Below are 16,757 nucleotides of genomic sequence, written 5' to 3'. Positions count from 1 at the left end.
GATGAGCAAGTACTGGATTGCAGTAGACTGGGGCACCACCAACTTCCGCGCTTTTTTGATGCATGAGACGCAGCAGACAGAGCGTCTCAGCCATCCCTGCGGGTTGTTATCTGTTGAAAACGCACAGTTCGCTGCCACGCTTCACGCCTTACTTGCGCCCTGGCTTAATCGCCTTGGCGAGCTGCCCGTAATGATGGCGGGCATGGTCGGATCGCAGCAGGGCTGGCATGACGTGCCTTACGCGCAGCAGCCCTGCGATGCGGGCAATCTGCTGGATTGCATGCATAGTTTCACTACCCCGTGGGGCAGCCCGGCGTGGATCGTGCCGGGTGTCAGCGGAACCAGCCTATTCGGTCAGCAAGATGTTATGCGCGGAGAAGAAGTACAGCTTTTGGGGCTTTGTCAGCGGCATCCCGCAGAGCACCACTTTGCGCTGCTACCCGGCACTCACAGCAAGCACGCGGAAATGGTTGACGGGAAAATAGCCCGCTTCTCCACCTTTATGACCGGGGAAGTCTTCTCTCTCCTGAGCCAGCACTCCCTTCTTGGTAAAGCGTTGCCAGAGCAGCAGGAGGACAAAACAGCCTTTCTGCTCGGGGCGAAAGCGGCCCTTCAGGGTTCTCCCTTCACGCATCTTATTTTTTCTGCCCGTACACGCCGCCTGGCGGGGGACATCGCCGCGGCGCATGTCCACAGCTATCTCTCTGGCCTGACGATTGGCTATGAGCTTCTGGCTTTACCCGCCGGGCAGCACGCCTGGGTGGTGGGAAGCCCTGCGCTGGCGGAGCGTTACCAGCTGGCTGCCACCCTGACGGAGCTGAAGCTGACTCCGGTTAACGGCGACGACTGCTTTATCCGCGGCCTGAGCCACCTTTTCTCCCTGACTCAAGGAAATGCCTGATGAATTCAACATCGTTTATGGCCCGCTGGCAGCAGGAGTCGCTGCCGCTGGTCGCTATTCTGCGCGGCATCACGCCCGCACAAGCCAGCGAGGCGGCAGAGATTTTGCTGGACTGTGGTTTTCACTGGCTGGAAGTGCCGCTGAACAGCCCCGAGCCGCTCAAATCCATCCGCCTGATGCGCGAAACGGTGGCCGGACGCGGGTTTGTCGGGGCAGGCACGGTGCTCTCCGTTGAGCAGGTTGCGCAGGTTGCGGACGCTGGCGGTCAGCTGATTATTTCGCCGAACTGCGATCCGCAAGTGATCCGCCACACGGTGGAATGTGGGCTGGTCAGCCTGCCGGGCGTGATGACGCCGAGCGAGGTCATCAGCGCCATCGCCGCAGGGGCCAGCGGGCTGAAGCTGTTTCCGGCGGAGCACATCACGCCCGCCATCACCAAAGCCTTCCGAGCTGTCATTCCGCATGAGATTGCCTGTCTCCCGGTGGGCGGCATTCAGCCGGATGCCGCGCAGATGCGCAGCTATATCCGGGCGGGAGCCAACGGATTTGGCCTTGGCGGCGGGCTGTATCAGGCGGGCATGAGCATGGCGTTGCTGCGTGAACAGGCTCAGGCCTATCAGCGCGCCTGGCTTGAATGCGTGGCGTAACGCGATGAAAAGCGTCGTCAGTTCGCCGATAAAAGCCCACGGTTCTTACCGTGCGCGGCTTGGGGAAACGCCGGTGTGGTGTCCTCGCAGCCAGTCTTTGTTGTGGGTGGATATCCTTGAGCAGCGCCTGCTGCGCTATTGGCCCGGCGCTGGTGGACGAACAGAAATACACGCGATGCCGCTGCTGACCAGCGCGGTGCTGCTGACGACGCAAAAAGAGACATTTTTGGTGGTCAGCCAGAGTGGCATCTGGCTGTACGACTCTCTGCATCAGCGGCTGACTGCTCGTTGTGAGTATCCGCCAGAGGCGGCCGGAACCCGACCAAATGAAGCGGCGATTGCCCCGGACGGCGCACTGTGGTTCAGCACCATGGATCCGGCAGCGCAAAAACCGACGGGCAGCTGGTATCGGCTTGCCTCTGGTGAACGGCAGGCAAGGTGTGTACTCAGCAACCAGCTTGTACCCAACACATTGCAGTGGCATGAGGGGACTATCTGGTTTGCCGATTCGCTGCGCCATCATATTTATTGCGCGCAGTGGTCCGGGATGCAGTTGGTAGAGCTTGCTGCACACCGCGTTGAGGGTATCCCGGATGGTTCCGCACTCACCACCGAAGGACAACTGATTAATGCCCGATGGGGACAGTCGCAGCTCGTGCGATACCAGCTTTCAGGGACCCAATTACAGGCGCTGGACAACCTGAGTCTGCCCGTCACGCAGCCGAGCAGCTGCACCTTCGGCGGCCCTGATTTCTCTGATCTGTACATCACTTCCGCCCGTGAAGGGCTGGTCCAACCCAGTGAGACTGACGGGGCATTGTTAAGCCTGTCCACAACGTTAACCGGCCTGCCTGCCGGTCTTTTTGGGATTTAAAAAAGCGATAACAATCAAGGTGTCATTATGAACACAGCTCTTAACCCTACAAAAACCAACCGGCAAACGTTGCTTGTTTGCTTCCTGGCCGCTCTGGCGGGCCTGTTGTTCGGCCTCGATATGGGCGTCATTGCCGGTGCTTTACCCTTTATTGCCAGCGAATTTAATCTCAGCAGCCATCACCAGGAAATTGTGGTCAGCGTGATGATGTTCGGTGCAGCCCTTGGTGCGCTGTGCAGCGGCCCGATGTCTTCAGGGCTTGGGCGCAGAAAAAGCCTGTTGTTGGGGGCGGTGCTGTTTGTTATCGGCTCCGTGGGCTGTGCGATGGCCGACAGCATGATAGCGTTGTCCGTAAGCCGTTTTATTCTTGGGCTGGCGGTGGGCGTTGCTTCTTTTACCGCGCCTCTCTATCTCTCTGAAATTGCGCCAGAGCGTATCCGTGGCAGCATGATTTCACTGTATCAACTGATGATCACCATCGGTATTCTCGCCGCCTTCCTGTCGGATACCGCATTGAGCGCTGGCGGCCACTGGCGCTGGATGCTCGGCGTGATCACCTTCCCGGCGCTGGTGCTGTTTATGGGCGTACTGACCCTGCCGGAAAGCCCGCGCTGGCTGATGATGAAAGACCGTCATGCTCTGGCTGGCAACGTCCTGAAGCTGTTGCGTAATTCCGATAAAGAGGCTCAGTACGAGCTGGAACAGATCCGCGAAAGCGTGAAGATGAAACAGCGCGGCTGGCAGCTGTTTCGCCACAACCCGAACTTCCGCCGTTCCACCTACATGGGAGTGGTGTTGCAGTTCATGCAGCAGTTCACCGGCATGACGGTGATCATGTATTACGCGCCGAAAATCTTCGAAATCGCGGGCTTCTCCACCACTCGGGAGCAGATGTGGGGGACCGTGATTGCGGGCCTGACCAACGTGCTGGCGACGTTTATTGCCATTGGCCTGGTCGACAAATGGGGGCGCAAACCGATCCTCAAGCTGGGCTTTGCTGGAATGGCAGTGTGCATGGGTATTCTTGGCTACATGTTCCACAGCGGTATTACCAGCCCGACTGAACAGTACACCGCGGTTATTGTCCTGCTGATTTTTATCACCGGTTTTGCCATGAGCGCTGGCCCGCTTATCTGGGTGCTGTGCTCGGAGATCCAGCCGCTGGCAGGGCGAGATTTTGGCGTAACCTGCTCCACGATGGCGAACTGGATAGCCAATATGATTATCGGTGCGACCTTCCTGACATTGATTGACACCATTGGCAGTCCAAACACCTTCTGGCTGTACGGCTTGCTGAACGTGGTGTGCATCGTACTGACCCTCCTGTTTGTGCCCGAAACCAAAAACATTTCGCTGGAAAACATCGAACGCAATCTGATGAGCGGTGAAGCCCTGCGTGATATCGGACAGAAAAAAGCAGGCACCCAGACAGGCCGTGATGTCGCGACCGAATAACCCCTCTGCGGTCTGCCACATTGCCAGGCCGCGCGATTGCGGAGAACGCCATGAACACCCGTCTTTCGAAAGCCCCTTTAGAGAAGAGAACAAGCATATGAGTGGATGTGGAGGATGTGCCAGTTGTGGCACGCATTTCAGCCCAATCCTTGAAGGTGACGACGGCGCGCTGAAACGTGCGCTGTATAAATCAATGGGCCATACCGACGAACAGCTGCGCCGCCCGGTGATTGCCGTGGTCAACAGCTACACCAACGCCACCGCCGGTCACGCCAACCTGAATGAGCTGACGTCCAGAGTGCTGGAGGGTATTGAAGAGGCAGGCGGCGTCGGCATGGTGTTCGGTACCATCGCCCCGTGCGATGGCATCGCCGAAGGGCATCTTGGTATGCGTTATATTCTCGCCGCTCGTGAGGTGATTACCGCGTCCATCGAAGTGATGATGCGCGCGCACCGTTTCGACGGCATGGTGCTGCTCGGGTCGTGCGACAAAATTGTACCGGCGATGCTGATGGCGGCAGCGCGGCTGGATATTCCGGCCATCATGGTCAACGGCGGCCCGATGTACCCGGCGGAATACAAAGGCAAGCACTGGGACGGCAATATCGTGACCGAAGCGATAGGCTGGAAGAAACGCGGTGAAATCAGTGAAGAAGAGTTCGCCCATATTGAGAACATTGCCGAACCGGGGCCGGGTTCCTGCACCATGTACGGCACGGCTAACACCATGTGCTGCATTGGCGAAGTGCTGGGTATGAGCTTGCCCGGCAGCAGCACGCTGCCTGCGGTTTCACCGGCGCGTCGTGAATGCGCCGTGGCGACCGGACGTCAGGCAGTAAAACTGGTTCAGGAGGGCGTTAACGCCCGGCAAATCATCACCCGGCAGTCGATCCGCAATGCGATGATCTATCTGCTGGCGACCGGAGGCTCCACCAACGCCATCCTTCACCTACAGGCGATTCATTACGAAGCCGAACTGGGGCATCTGCCGCTTTCGGCCTTCGATGAACTGAGCCATCAGGTGCCGCTGGTGGCCTCGCTTTATCCAGCCTCCGAATATGACATGATCGACTTCTGGGAAGCGGGCGGGGTGCAGGCCGTGGAGAAGGAAATCAGCTCGTTGATGGATCTCAATGCCCTGACGGTGAGTGGGAAAACCAAAGGCGAGCTGGTGGCGCAGGCTCAACGTAGCAGCCGCCCGGATGTTATCCGTACCCTTGCTGTTCCGGTGCGTAACGAAGCAGGCGTGGCCGTGCTGCACGGCAATCTGTCACCGCTCGGCTGCGTCGTGAAACCGGCAGCGGTGCCGGAAAACCTGATGGTGTTCCGCGGCCCGGCGGTTGTTTTCAACAGCGAGCAGGAATCTGTTGAGGCGATTATGTCTGGCCAAATTAAACCAGGCAGCGTGCTGGTGCTGCGCTACGAGGGGCCAAAAGGCGGTCCGGGGATGCCGGAGATGTATAAGCCGATGAAGTCGCTTGAAGGCATGGGGCTTTCTGATTCCTGCGCGTTGATCACCGACGGGCGCTTCTCCGGCTCCAACCGGGGGCTGTTCGTCGGGCATATTTCGCCGGAAGCGGTGGACGGCGGCGAGCTGGCGCTGGTGGAAGATGGGGATGAGATTTCCATTGATATTCCGACCCGCACCCTGACGCTTCACGTCACAGAAACGGTACTCGCCACGCGTCGCGAAAGCTGGAAACCCGTCAATAAAGATGTGCCGCGTGGCTTCCTGCGTCTTTACCGGCGCTGGGCATTGCCTGCCGCACAAGGTGCCGTACTGGCGGACAGGGAGGACGACTAATGACCATACGTTACAGTGCTCAACAGATTATTGGGGTTAATCCCATTACCGCCATGCCGTTTACCGCGCAGGGCGAAGTGGATGAAAAAAGCCTGGTGCGACTGCTGGAACATCTGGCGACCAGCGGCGCACAGGGGACCACGCTGTTCGGCATCGCCAGCGAGTTTCCCAAGCTCAACGACTATGAGCGTGATCGGTTGGCGCAACTGTTTGTCTCGACGCTGGCGGGCAGCCCGCTGTACCGGGCGATGTCGGTAACAGACCACAGCACCGAGCAGGCGGTTAAGCGTGCGCAGGATTATGCGAAGCTTGGCGCGGATGCCCTGATGCTGCTCCCACCGTTCTTCCTGAGCCCGAGCCCACAGGCTATTCAGGCACACATTTTTGCCGTGCTTGAGGCGGTAGATATCCCGGTGATGGTGCAATATGCGCCGGGTGAAACGGGTCTGCCCATCACCCCGGAACAGCTTGCCGACGTGGCGGCCCGCTACCCGCATGCGGTGTTTAAAATTGAATGCAATCCGCCAGTGGAGTACACCCGTGAATTCCTGACCAAAGCCCCACAGGCCAGCGTCCTCAACGGGTACGCCGGGCTGTATATGCTGCAAATGCTCGCGGCAGGCGGCAAAGGCGTGATGCCGGGATGCTCTTTCACGGACGTTTATGTGCGTATTTATCGCCACTGGCTGAACGGCGAAGCCGAAAAGGCTGAAGCGCTGCACCAGCGTCTGCTGCCGTACATTCAGCGCTGGATGAGCCACTGCGAATACATCATCCAGGTGGAAAAAACCATTCTGCAACGCAGGGGCATTATCGCCACCGATTATTGCCGCCGCCCGGGATGGCTGCTTACGCCGGAAGACGCCCAGCTTATTGACCTGTTCATTCACCAGTTCGAACTATGATCATCAAGGCAGCGGCTCAACCGCAGCCTGTTCCGAGGTTATTATGACAACCAAAACATCAGAGCGTATTGTCCTCATTACCGGCACCAGTCAGGGGATCGGCCAGGCTATCGCACAAACTTTTTTAGACAACGGTGATATCGTTATTGGCGGCGCATTTTCTGCGCCCGAAAGTGCGCCCGCCGTTCAGCAAATGCTGGCCGATTATCCACAGCGCTATTTTTATCATCCCGTTGATGTCACCCAAACTGAGTCCATTAACGCGTTTGTAGTCTGGGCCGAAGGGCTGTTCGGTAAAATCGATATTGTGGTGTCGAATGCGGGGAAAAACGTGTTCAAAGGCATCGACTGCGAAGAAAGTGACTGGGAACATAACTTCCGACTTAATTTGCGCTCGCACTGGTATCTGGCGAAATGCGCCCGCCCGACATTGCGTAAAAACAAAGGCACCATCATCGTCATCACTTCAAACCATGCATTTTCAACCATGCCTGGCTGCGCGCCGTACAACATCAGCAAGCGGGCATTACTCTCGCTGGTTCAGAGTCTGACCATTGAATGGGGGCCGGACATTCGCACCGTTGGCATCGCGCCAGGTTTTATTGATACAGCGGGAAACCAGGCCTGGTTTGATTCGCACCCTGATGCTCAGAAGGTGCGTGAAAGAACCATCAAAAAGCACCCGGTGGGACGTATTGGGCGACCTGAAGAAGTGGGCGAGCTGTGCCTGTTTTTAGCCAGTGACAAGGCTGGCTTTATTGCTGGCACCACCATCGTGATGGACGGTGGCCGCAGCGCTATCATGCAGGATGAAGAAGATTGTTAAGGCTGACAAACTGAGAGTGTCTGGTCAATATCGGGGCTGAAAAAATGGTCAGCCCCGATTTTTCTGTGCACAACGAAAAACGGACGTCAGGCGACGTCCGTTGATACTGAATTTGGTGCGGACTCGGAATCATATCCATGATTAACATGCTGTTTATTATTGGTTTTATTGAAGAAATAACCAAACAGCGCCCCCACTAAAGCCCCCATAAAAAATCGCTTTATTTTTGTGATGGTTATCACGAAAAAGGCGTTTTAGCGAATAGGGGCTTGGCTATGTATGGAGCCAGGTCCACATTACGTGGGTAGGATCACTTTTTGGTCACAAGCCGAACCAAATACGTGTGCGAATGGTTGAATATACCCCAGGCTACCTTGCGGATCATTGGTGCAGTAAAGGCCATGTTCTTTTCTGCATAGAGGGAGAACTCGAAACACTGCTCGCAGATGGCCGTACATTCACTTTAAGTGCGGGGATGAGTTATCAGGTTGGTGATAACGCAGAACCACATCAGTCCAGAACAGCGACAGGAGCAAAACTCTTTATTGTGGACTGATGTATTCGTCGTTATTGCTTGCTACGTCCGCCCTTGGCACGGAGCGGACCATCGGACTGAAGTGACGGTCCGCTGTGAGCGAAGAGCGGAAGTTCTGTATATGTAGCGCTTCAATGCGGCCTTGCGATACCAGGGATAAATGGCTCAGTGCCTGATATATAAAATCAAGTCACCTTGACCTGAATATGCCCCAGTCATCAGAAATAACAGGTTATTACCAAAGATTCATCAAACAGACCTTCTGTCAGTTACTGAACGCGATCAAACACCAAAAAACATAATTGGATCCTTCATTTATTCAAAATTGGTACTCGATTGCAGGGTTTCCTGGGAAGTAAAACTAGGCCTTGTTGTAAAAATGCTAACAACAATCCGCGGCATAACTGATGAGGCACGGTTCGGCGTAGCTACCTGATATCCCTCTCATTCTCGGTACTGATTTCCCACAAAGGAACCTGTCATTTTGAGCAATGTAGACGAATTAAATACCTGGCAAGAACATACTGCGCCAAACCGGGAGTTAAAAGGCGGCCTTAAATCCCGCCACCTGACCATGATGTCGATTGCCGGTGTGATTGGTGGCGCCCTGTTTGTCGGTTCCGGTAAAACTATCGCTCTCGCCGGACCGGCCGCTATTCTCGCCTACCTGGGAGGCGGGATTCTGGTGGTACTGGTGATGAGGATGCTCGGTGAAATGGCCGTTGCCCAGCCTGATACGGGCTCTTTTGCCACCTACGCGGATCGAGCGATTGGTCGCTGGGCCGGTTTTACTATCGGTTGGCTCTACTGGTATTTCTGGGCGCTGCTGATGGGTTGGGAGGCTTATGTTGCTGGCACTATCCTGCACAGCTGGTTCCCGATGGGGCCGGGATGGGGTTTTGCTCTGATTGTTACACTTTCGCTCATTGCTGTGAATTTTATGAATGTGCGTAGCTACGGTGAGTTCGAGTTCTGGTTCGCATTGATTAAAGTGGTGGCGATCGTCCTCTTTATCTTGTTAGGGAGCCTTGCGATTGTTCACCTGTGGCCGTGGGGTAATACCTCTGGATGGTCGCACCTCACCTCAACCGGCGGGTTTATTCCTAATGGCGGCAAGTCGGTGGTGGTTGCCCTGCTGGGGGTGATGTTCGCTTTCCTCGGTGCAGAAATCGTCACCGTTGCAGCAACTGAGTCAGCTAACCCCGACAAGGAAATCATCAAAACCACCAAGTCCGTCATCTGGCGTGTCTGTCTGTTCTATATCGGATCCATCTTTATCGTGGTTGCCCTGGTTCCGTGGAACGATCCTCGTCTGGGCGATTCCACCTGGGGCTCTTACCGTGTTGCCCTCGACGCATTAGGGATCCCCTATACGGGCCTGGTTGTTAATTTTATCGTTCTCACTTCTGTCTGTAGTTGCTTCAACTCGGCGTTGTACACCACTTCACGGATGCTCCACTCCATGGCCCGCCGGGGTGATGCCCATCGGGTCATGCAAATTACCGGCAGGACCACTGGCACGCCGTGGGTAGGGGTGCTGGTCTCCAGCTTTTTTGCTCTGCTGGCCGTCGTTCTTTCTGCCCTGAAGTGGATGGATGTCTATGATGTGCTGATGCAGGCCACCGGGACTATCGCTCTGCTGGTGTACCTGGTTATCGCCTTTTCCCAATTGCGCATGCGACGCAAGCTTGAAGCGGAGGGTAAGCACATCCGGCTCCGGGTCTGGTTGTTTCCATGGCTGACCTACGCAGTGATCGTTTTGATCATCGGCGCGTTCATCGTCATGATCTGGGAAGGAACCTATTTTAACGAGGTGGTGTACACCCTGCTGCTTGCAACGATTATCGTGGTAATGGGCATGATTGCGCAGAAATTTAATATCGGTGCGCAAAGCCGGCAGGGCCAACAGCGCGGATAAATAACCAATGGCGAGTGGCCAGTCGGCCTGCTTCCGCGAGGGGTTTTGTCGATTTTTAATGGTCCACATCGAATGTGTTCTGCGAACAGGGGCTGAAAAGCTGAACATTTTCATCGGTAAACACCTCGCTCCCTGGCTGCTGAAGGCCGATACATTCAGGCAATAGATATTGCCTGAATGTCATTTTTGTCTGCTAACGTTTGCCGGTTATGCGATGTTTGCTTTAGATTTATGTTTGAACCACGATGCAGTTATCGTAAGCGAGTGTGTTGCGTCCATCGGTTGAACTCACAGCGAGAAGCGGACATCGTGGCTCGAACAGGATTCCTGCTAAAATGACGCACTGATGAAAAAAATTCAATTGCCAGAAGTTGGCGAAGACAATGAAAGGGAGGCGTAATGTTTACCCCGGAGTTTATAAATGAAGAACGCGGCGAGTTTTTACTAGTTGCCAACCACAGTCTTGAATCTCCGGAATCGATAAAACTCAGTATTGCGTACAATATTGCCAGAATATGCTGGGGACTATCGCAGTTGCCACCGCACATTCAAACTTGCCGGGTCGTCTATGATATCAGAGGGCAATCCATCCCTAACCAGGTTCAGGCCCAGGTCAGGCAAGCGCTTGAGCAGGTAGCAATTGTGGAGTTTAAAAGCTGATGGGACTTCAGTTACTTATCAAAGCAGAACGTAACAAGATAGAAAAAGCATTAGGAACGCTGACATCAGAATGTGAAATATTTCCGGTAGATGAAGGCCTTTTCGGTATTTCCATTTCGGAGCACAATCTCTTATCCGCAGGTGAGGCTGCCGTTCTAAAAAAACTTGAACAACTCACACGTTTTGATCTGTGGCAGGGAGCTTGGCAAGAACCCCGGCGACGTTGGGATAGGCATACAAGTTGGAAATAGTGTTTATTGACCGTTTGAAGCCGAACAGACAACGACACTGTGACCGGAAGGGCAGGGAGTCGCTAAAGGGAAATGCTCGAGTGGGGCACAAGGGGTAAAGCAGCGGGCATCTGTGACTTGAACACCCAGAAATCTACCGGAACCCTAAAAAGCAAAAACCCGCCTTGTGAGCGGGTTCTTTAGAATAGTGGTGCCCGGACTCGGAATCGAACCAAGGACACGGGGATTTTCAATCCCCTGCTCTACCGACTGAGCTATCCGGGCAACGGGCCGCATTAAACTAAATTCAGCCGGACTCGTCAACGAAATTTGTTAATTTCGCTACGGAGTGCGCATTCTCTCACCATTCTGGTCGATTCTTGTTTTATTTTAGCGCGCTGTGTTATGACGTTTTATGTGATTTGCCTGCATTGATATGTTCTCGCGTTCTCTGCGAGGACAGGGCCGTAAACGCCTGTCATGGGTTGCACGCTCTGGCGAAAGGTGTAATCATTGCGCGAATTTTCTCCTTCTTCTTTCGGGGGCGCCTGAATGGTTTTATTCACTCAATGTTGCCATTACCGCATTGCTCATCCGCAACGGTTTCCCCGTCATTCTGCTGAATCCTCTATGCTCACCATGCGGTGAGGCAAGCGTACGCTCACTGCAGGACAGCAGTAAAATCAGAGTGCTTCTGCTTTTACTGATGTCTGGCGGTCGGAGCTGGTTACCAGTCGGACCCTGACAGTTTATGGGCGTGGTGTTTACCGCGTCCGGGCCTTTTACTCTCCCGATTTGGGTAGTCGCGCTTATGAAATCAATGCACATTGCCGCAAGCCTCGAACTTGTCTCACGCCTTTCTACGCACCGTCGTGTTGTCGCGTTGGACAGGACTGATTTTACCGATGTGGCGGCAGTCGTCATCAGTCTCGCCGACAGCCGCAGCGGCATTCTGGCTTTGCTTAAACGCACCGGTTTTCATTTACCGGTCTTTGTTTTTTCCGACGAAGAGTTTGAAACCCCTGAAGGGGTGGCTGCGGTGATCAACGGCAACGTCCAGCAGTGGCTTGAAGTTGAAGCTGCTGCTGTCCGTTACGAAGAAAATCTGCTACCGCCGTTTTTTGACACGCTGACTCAGTACGTTGAGATGGGCAATGCTACTTTTGCCTGTCCTGGGCATCAGCATGGTGAGTTCTTCAAAAAGCACCCGGCGGGCCGTCAGTTTTATGATTTCTTTGGTGAGAATATTTTCCGCGCCGATATGTGCAATGCGGACGTAAAACTGGGCGATTTGCTCATTCACGAAGGTGCCGCCAGGCGAGCGCAAAAATTTGCCGCGAAGGTCTTCAACGCCGATAAAACCTGGTTTGTGCTGAACGGAACTTCTGCGGCAAATAAGGTCGTGACGAATGCGTTACTGACGCGCGGCGACCTGGTGTTGTTCGACCGTAACAACCATAAATCGAATCACCATGGCGCATTGATTCAGGCCGGGGCGACGCCTGTTTATCTGGAAGCAGCGCGCAATCCTTTCGGGTTTATTGGCGGTATTGATGAACACTGCTTTGACGACAAATACCTGCGCGAATTGATCCGCGAAGTTGCGCCTGAGCGTGCAAATGAAGCTCGCCCCTTCCGTTTAGCGGTGATTCAGCTTGGCACTTACGACGGCACGATTTACAACGCCCGGCAGGTGATCGACAAAATTGGCCACCTGTGCGACTACATCCTGTTTGATTCCGCCTGGGTCGGCTACGAGCAATTTATTCCGATGATGGCAGATTGCTCGCCGCTGCTGCTCGATCTCAACGAAAACGATCCGGGGATCTTCGTCACTCAGTCGGTCCATAAACAGCAGGCCGGTTTCTCGCAGACTTCGCAGATCCACAAAAAGGACGATCACATTCGCGGCCAGGCGCGTTTTTGCCCTTATAAGCGTCTGAATAATGCCTACATGCTGCATGCTTCGACCAGCCCGTTCTATCCACTTTTTGCAGCCCTTGATGTGAACGCCAAGATCCACGAAGGTGAAAGCGGCCGTCGCCTGTGGGCGGATTGTGTGACGCTCGGGATTGAAGCGCGCAAGGCCATTATCGCCAATTGTAAGATGATCAAACCGTTTATTCCGCCGGTGGTGGCGGGGCGGCCATGGCAGGATCATGCGACACAGACCATTGCCAGCGATCGACGCTTTTTCAGCTTCGGGCCGGGCGATCGTTGGCACGGTTTTGAAGGGTACGCGCAGGATCAGTATTTTGTCGATCCCTGCAAACTGCTGCTGACCACGTCGGGGATCAACGCCGATACGGGCGAATACAGCGAGTTTGGCATTCCGGCCACCATTCTGGCGCATTACCTGCGTGAGAATGGCATCGTGCCTGAAAAGTGCGATCTCAACTCGATTCTGTTCCTGCTGACCCCGGCAGAAAGCTCAGAGAAGCTGGCGCAACTGGTGGCGATGCTGGGCCAGTTCGAACAGCATATCGAAGACGACACGCCGCTGGCCGACGTGTTGCCGTCCGTCTACAACAAATATCCGGTGCGTTATCGCGATTACACCCTTCGTCAGCTTTGCCAGGAGATGCATGACCTGTACGTCAGCTTCGACGTGAAGGATTTGCAGAAGGCGATGTTCCGCAAAGCCAGCTTCCCGGCGGTGGTGATGAATCCTCAGGATGCCAATATGGAGTTTATCCGTGGTAATGTGGAGCTGGTGCGACTGAGTGAAGCAGAAGGGCGCATTGCGGCGGAAGGCGCGCTGCCTTATCCGCCGGGTGTGCTCTGTGTGGTGCCGGGGGAAATCTGGGGCGGAGCGGTGCAGCGCTATTTCCTCGCACTGGAAGAGGGCGTGAATCTGCTGCCAGGCTTCTCCCCGGAGTTACAGGGCGTGTATAGCGAAAAGGATGCGGATGGGATTAAGCGATTGTACGGATATGTGCTGAAGTAATGCCTGATGGCGGCGCTGGCGCTTCTTATCAGGCCTACGGTTTTGTAGGCCCGGCAAGCTTAGCGCCGCCGGGCAGTTGAAGGGGATTAGTGAGTCACCGCTTGCTGCGCACCCGCAGGTACACGCACGTGTTTGTACTTAAACAGTGCAACGAACGCGAAAGCCAGTACTAGTGAGTAAGCCGCGAAAATCAGCCACACGTTCTGCCAGTCAGTGATGCCGTTAACGGTGTACATCTCCACCACTTTACCGCTCGCAATCCCGCCGAGAATACAGCCGAAACCGTTGGTCATCATCAGGAACATGCCCTGCGCGCTGGCACGAATTTCTGGCTTCACTTCTTTTTCCACAAACACGGAACCGGAAATGTTGAAGAAGTCGAACGCACAGCCGTAGACAATCATCGACAGCACCAGCAGCACGGTGCCAAACGGCGTTGGGTCGCCATAGGCGAACAGGCCAAAGCGCAACATCCATGCGAAGATACTGATAAGCATCACGTTCTTAATACCGTAACGGCTCAGGAAGAACGGGATAGTCAGAATGAACAGCGTTTCGGAAATCTGCGAAATCGACATCATCACCGAGGCGTGCTGCACGATAAAGCTGCTGGCAAACAGCGGATCTTTATCGAAGCTGTGCAGGAAGGTGTTGCCGAACATGTTGGTGATTTGCAGCTCCGCGCCCAGCATCATCGAGAAAATAAAGAAAATGGCCATGCGTTTGTTTTTGAACAGCGCGAAAGCGTCCAGACCCAGCATGCTGCTCCAGCTCTGTTTCGCCTGCTGGTTCGATACCGGAATGTGCGGCAGCGTCAGGGTAAACAGCGCCAGTACCACGGACAGCGCCGCGCCGATGTAAAGCTGCATGTGGCTTAATTCGAAACCAGCAAAGCTCACAGCCCACATCGCAATGATAAAGCCGATGGTGCCCCAGATACGAATCGGCGGGAAGTCAGTGACGATGTCCATCCCTTCCGATTTCAGGCGATAGTAGGAAATGGTGTTGATGAGCCCAAGCGTAGGCATGTAGGCCAGCGAGTTGAGCAAAATAATGATAAACATTGCGCCCGGCGTGGTCACTTCTGCCGCCATAAACAGTGTGCCTGCTCCGACTAAATGGCACAGCATGTAGACCCATTTGGCGCTGATCCACTTATCTGCCACGATCCCGAGCAGCGTTGGCATCAAGACGGCTGCAATCCCCAACGAACTGTATACGGCACCGATATCCGCCCCGTCGAATTTCAGGGTGACGAACATATACGAGCCCAGCGTCGTCAGCCAGCTCCCCCACAGACAGAATTGCAGAAACGACAAGATTTTGAGCTGCAGCTTAAGGTTCATGTTAATTTTCTCACAAAGGCATTGGGGGTTATGTTGTTATTAAAACATTCATGGCGATGATTTGAGGCGATTCTAGCGGTGAGACGTCTGGCGTTTTGTTAGCTGCCGCAAGAAAATGCAATGATTATTCTTTTGCAGAGCAGTTTAGTGACGCAAATAACATTTTCGTATGACGAAGAGGCAAGCGGAGAGGACTCAGGCCCGGAATCGAGCCTGAGTTAGGGAAGTTTTACTTGCGACGATAGCTTTTCTGCGCAGAGTTGACCTTATAGAGATAACGACGGGATTCGGCTGATGGATGGCGAGTCGTTAACGTCTGATAGACATCGCCCGGCGCCATGCTGTTGATGATAGCCGCCGCCTGCACTTTATCGCTTGAGAAGACGCGAAGTACGCTGCCCGCCCCGCCGTTATACGCCGTTATCACCGCATAGCGACGTGAGGTTGGGTTATCAATGCCGCCCAAATAAACGTTGCTCAACATGGCCAGATAGGCGGTGCCGGTATCGATGTTACTGGCCGGATCAAACAGGAAGCTGCGGCTTGGCGTACCAGATTTACCCTGTGCTTTGAACACATCCTTCCCGGCAGAATGTTGAACCACCTGCATCAGGCCCAGAGCGTCGGCGTTGCTGACGGCGTAAGGGTTAAAGGAAGATTCAGTCTGCATAATGGCCAGAATCAGGGATTCATCCACGCCATACTTACGCGAAGCCTGACGCACCATGCCAATGTATTTATGCGCACGTTTGTCGAGGTGATTCGGCACCAGGTTAATGGTCACGCTGTAGATAATGTGCAGCCCGTTATTGCGGCTTTTCAGGCGGTTTTGCAGCAGCCAGTCAGCGTAGTTCGATGCGCGGCCTTGCCAGCGAATCGGCTGTCCGGTGTTATCCACCACCTGCCCGTACAAGAACGGCTCTTTGGAAATCTGGATGTCATCGGCATCGGAATAGAGATCGACCGAGCCTGGATCGTCGCCCATCAACAGCGTTTTGATGATCGTCTGACGCAGGCGGCCGGCAGGATCGGTTCCGGCGATGGTTTCGAAGGTGATCGTGCCTTCGTCAAAGTTGATGTGGCTACGGGTGTAATACTGATCGGAATACTTCACGTAGTCCTTCGGCCCTGCGACCAAAACTTCGTTGTACCCCCAGATATTTTCGATGTTGTGGGCGAACTGGCCCATCAGGATGTCAAAACCGTTGGTGTCCTTTACCCAGGCCTCGTTATAGGTATCGTTTTTTTTAGAGCCTGAACACGAAATGAGCAACGGCGCAATCAGGGCTAGCGCTAAATATTTTTTCATCATTCCGGGAGTGCTTGTGGTGTTGTGATAAATGCATCGGCAATGCCGGGTGGCGCTACGCTTACCCGGCCTACAGCGATAACGTAGGCCCGCGCAAACGAAGTGCCGCCGGGCAATCCTGCCTTACTGTTTTTCCGGCGGCGTATAGCCTTCGATATGCACGTCTTTGCCTTCAAACAGGAAGTTGATCATCTCCTGCTCCAGCAGTTTGCGGTGCTCCGGATTCATCATGTTGAGTTTTTTCTCGTTAATCAGCATGGTTTGCTTGTGCTGCCATTGCGCCCAGGCATCTTTCGAGATTTCGTTATAGATGCGTTTGCCGAGCTCGCCCGGGTAAAGCTGGAAGTCCTGACCTTCGGCATCGCGCTGCAGGTAGGTACAAAAAATGGTTCTGCTCATG

At 54.5% G+C, this 16,757-nt stretch carries 15 protein-coding genes and 1 tRNA gene; 12 read left to right on the top strand and 4 right to left on the bottom strand.

Annotated features, from left to right (window positions below; translation table 11 throughout):
• Position 1 precedes the first annotated feature (1 nt).
• The 11 genes from ACLW56_RS20245 (at position 2) to ACLW56_RS20195 (ending at position 10,776) form a co-directional block, all read left to right on the top strand.
• Positions 2–901, top strand: a complete 900-nt coding sequence (locus ACLW56_RS20245) for a 2-dehydro-3-deoxygalactonokinase (protein WP_330985503.1) — start codon at positions 2–4, stop codon at positions 899–901.
• Positions 901–1,548, top strand: a complete 648-nt coding sequence (locus ACLW56_RS20240; protein WP_330985502.1) for a 2-dehydro-3-deoxy-6-phosphogalactonate aldolase — start codon at positions 901–903, stop codon at positions 1,546–1,548. The genes ACLW56_RS20245 and ACLW56_RS20240 overlap by 1 nt, the downstream gene beginning before the upstream one ends.
• 4 nt (positions 1,549–1,552) lie before the next feature.
• Positions 1,553–2,422, top strand: coding sequence for an SMP-30/gluconolactonase/LRE family protein (locus ACLW56_RS20235; RefSeq protein WP_330985501.1), 870 nt, complete (start codon positions 1,553–1,555; stop codon positions 2,420–2,422).
• Positions 2,423–2,449: 27 nt separating this feature from the next.
• Complete coding sequence (locus ACLW56_RS20230; RefSeq protein ID WP_330985500.1) at positions 2,450–3,877, top strand: sugar porter family MFS transporter; 1,428 nt, start codon at positions 2,450–2,452, stop codon at positions 3,875–3,877.
• A gap of 97 nt (positions 3,878–3,974) precedes the next feature.
• Positions 3,975–5,681, top strand: coding sequence for a dihydroxy-acid dehydratase (ilvD, locus tag ACLW56_RS20225; RefSeq protein WP_330985499.1), 1,707 nt, complete (start codon positions 3,975–3,977; stop codon positions 5,679–5,681).
• Complete coding sequence (locus ACLW56_RS20220; RefSeq protein WP_330985498.1) at positions 5,681–6,586, top strand: dihydrodipicolinate synthase family protein; 906 nt, start codon at positions 5,681–5,683, stop codon at positions 6,584–6,586. Before ilvD ends, ACLW56_RS20220 begins: the two co-directional genes overlap by 1 nt.
• A 43-nt stretch (positions 6,587–6,629) precedes the next feature.
• Complete coding sequence (locus ACLW56_RS20215; RefSeq protein ID WP_330985497.1) at positions 6,630–7,412, top strand: SDR family NAD(P)-dependent oxidoreductase; 783 nt, start codon at positions 6,630–6,632, stop codon at positions 7,410–7,412.
• 295 nt (positions 7,413–7,707) lie between these two features.
• Positions 7,708–7,968 carry a DHCW motif cupin fold protein gene (locus ACLW56_RS20210; RefSeq protein WP_415378026.1) on the top strand — a complete coding sequence of 87 codons (261 nt, stop codon included), beginning with the start codon at positions 7,708–7,710 and terminating at the stop codon, positions 7,966–7,968.
• A 463-nt stretch (positions 7,969–8,431) separates the two neighbouring features.
• Positions 8,432–9,865, top strand: a complete 1,434-nt coding sequence (locus tag ACLW56_RS20205; protein WP_415378021.1) for an amino acid permease — start codon at positions 8,432–8,434, stop codon at positions 9,863–9,865.
• A 399-nt stretch (positions 9,866–10,264) separates the two neighbouring features.
• Positions 10,265–10,525 carry a hypothetical protein gene (locus tag ACLW56_RS20200; RefSeq protein WP_330985496.1) on the top strand — a complete coding sequence of 87 codons (261 nt, stop codon included), beginning with the start codon at positions 10,265–10,267 and terminating at the stop codon, positions 10,523–10,525.
• Positions 10,525–10,776 (top strand): hypothetical protein, encoded by a 252-nt coding sequence (locus ACLW56_RS20195; protein ID WP_330985495.1) that lies wholly within the window; start codon positions 10,525–10,527, stop codon positions 10,774–10,776. The genes ACLW56_RS20200 and ACLW56_RS20195 overlap by 1 nt, the downstream gene beginning before the upstream one ends.
• A 188-nt stretch (positions 10,777–10,964) precedes the next feature.
• Here the strand turns inward: ACLW56_RS20195 and ACLW56_RS20190 are convergent.
• Positions 10,965–11,040 (bottom strand) — tRNA-Phe (locus ACLW56_RS20190).
• Between the two features lie 526 nt (positions 11,041–11,566).
• Between ACLW56_RS20190 and ACLW56_RS20185 the strand changes: the two genes are divergently transcribed.
• Entirely contained in the window at positions 11,567–13,702 is a 2,136-nt protein-coding gene (locus tag ACLW56_RS20185; RefSeq protein WP_330985494.1) for an ornithine decarboxylase, read from the top strand.
• An 86-nt stretch (positions 13,703–13,788) separates the two neighbouring features.
• Here ACLW56_RS20185 and ACLW56_RS20180 read toward each other — a convergent pair whose 3' ends face one another.
• The 3 genes from ACLW56_RS20180 to ACLW56_RS20170 all read right to left on the bottom strand — a co-directional run bounded on the left by ACLW56_RS20180 (position 13,789) and on the right by ACLW56_RS20170 (position 16,756).
• Positions 13,789–15,048, bottom strand: a complete 1,260-nt coding sequence (locus tag ACLW56_RS20180) for a nucleoside permease (RefSeq protein ID WP_330985493.1) — start codon at positions 15,046–15,048, stop codon at positions 13,789–13,791.
• Between the two features lie 229 nt (positions 15,049–15,277).
• On the bottom strand, positions 15,278–16,357 hold the full coding sequence (mltC, locus tag ACLW56_RS20175; protein WP_330985492.1) for a membrane-bound lytic murein transglycosylase MltC: 1,080 nt from the start codon (positions 16,355–16,357) through the stop codon (positions 15,278–15,280).
• Positions 16,358–16,480: 123 nt separating this feature from the next.
• On the bottom strand, positions 16,481–16,756 hold the full coding sequence (locus ACLW56_RS20170) for an oxidative damage protection protein (RefSeq protein WP_330985491.1): 276 nt from the start codon (positions 16,754–16,756) through the stop codon (positions 16,481–16,483).
• Between the last annotated feature and the right edge of the window lies 1 nt (position 16,757).

It is taken from the genome of Pantoea sp. sgz302252, assembly GCF_047713085.1.
Lineage (GTDB): Bacteria > Pseudomonadota > Gammaproteobacteria > Enterobacterales > Enterobacteriaceae > Scandinavium.
The sequence above is the reverse complement of the archived record's forward strand: the minus strand, read 5'-3'. Positions and strand labels throughout refer to the sequence as shown.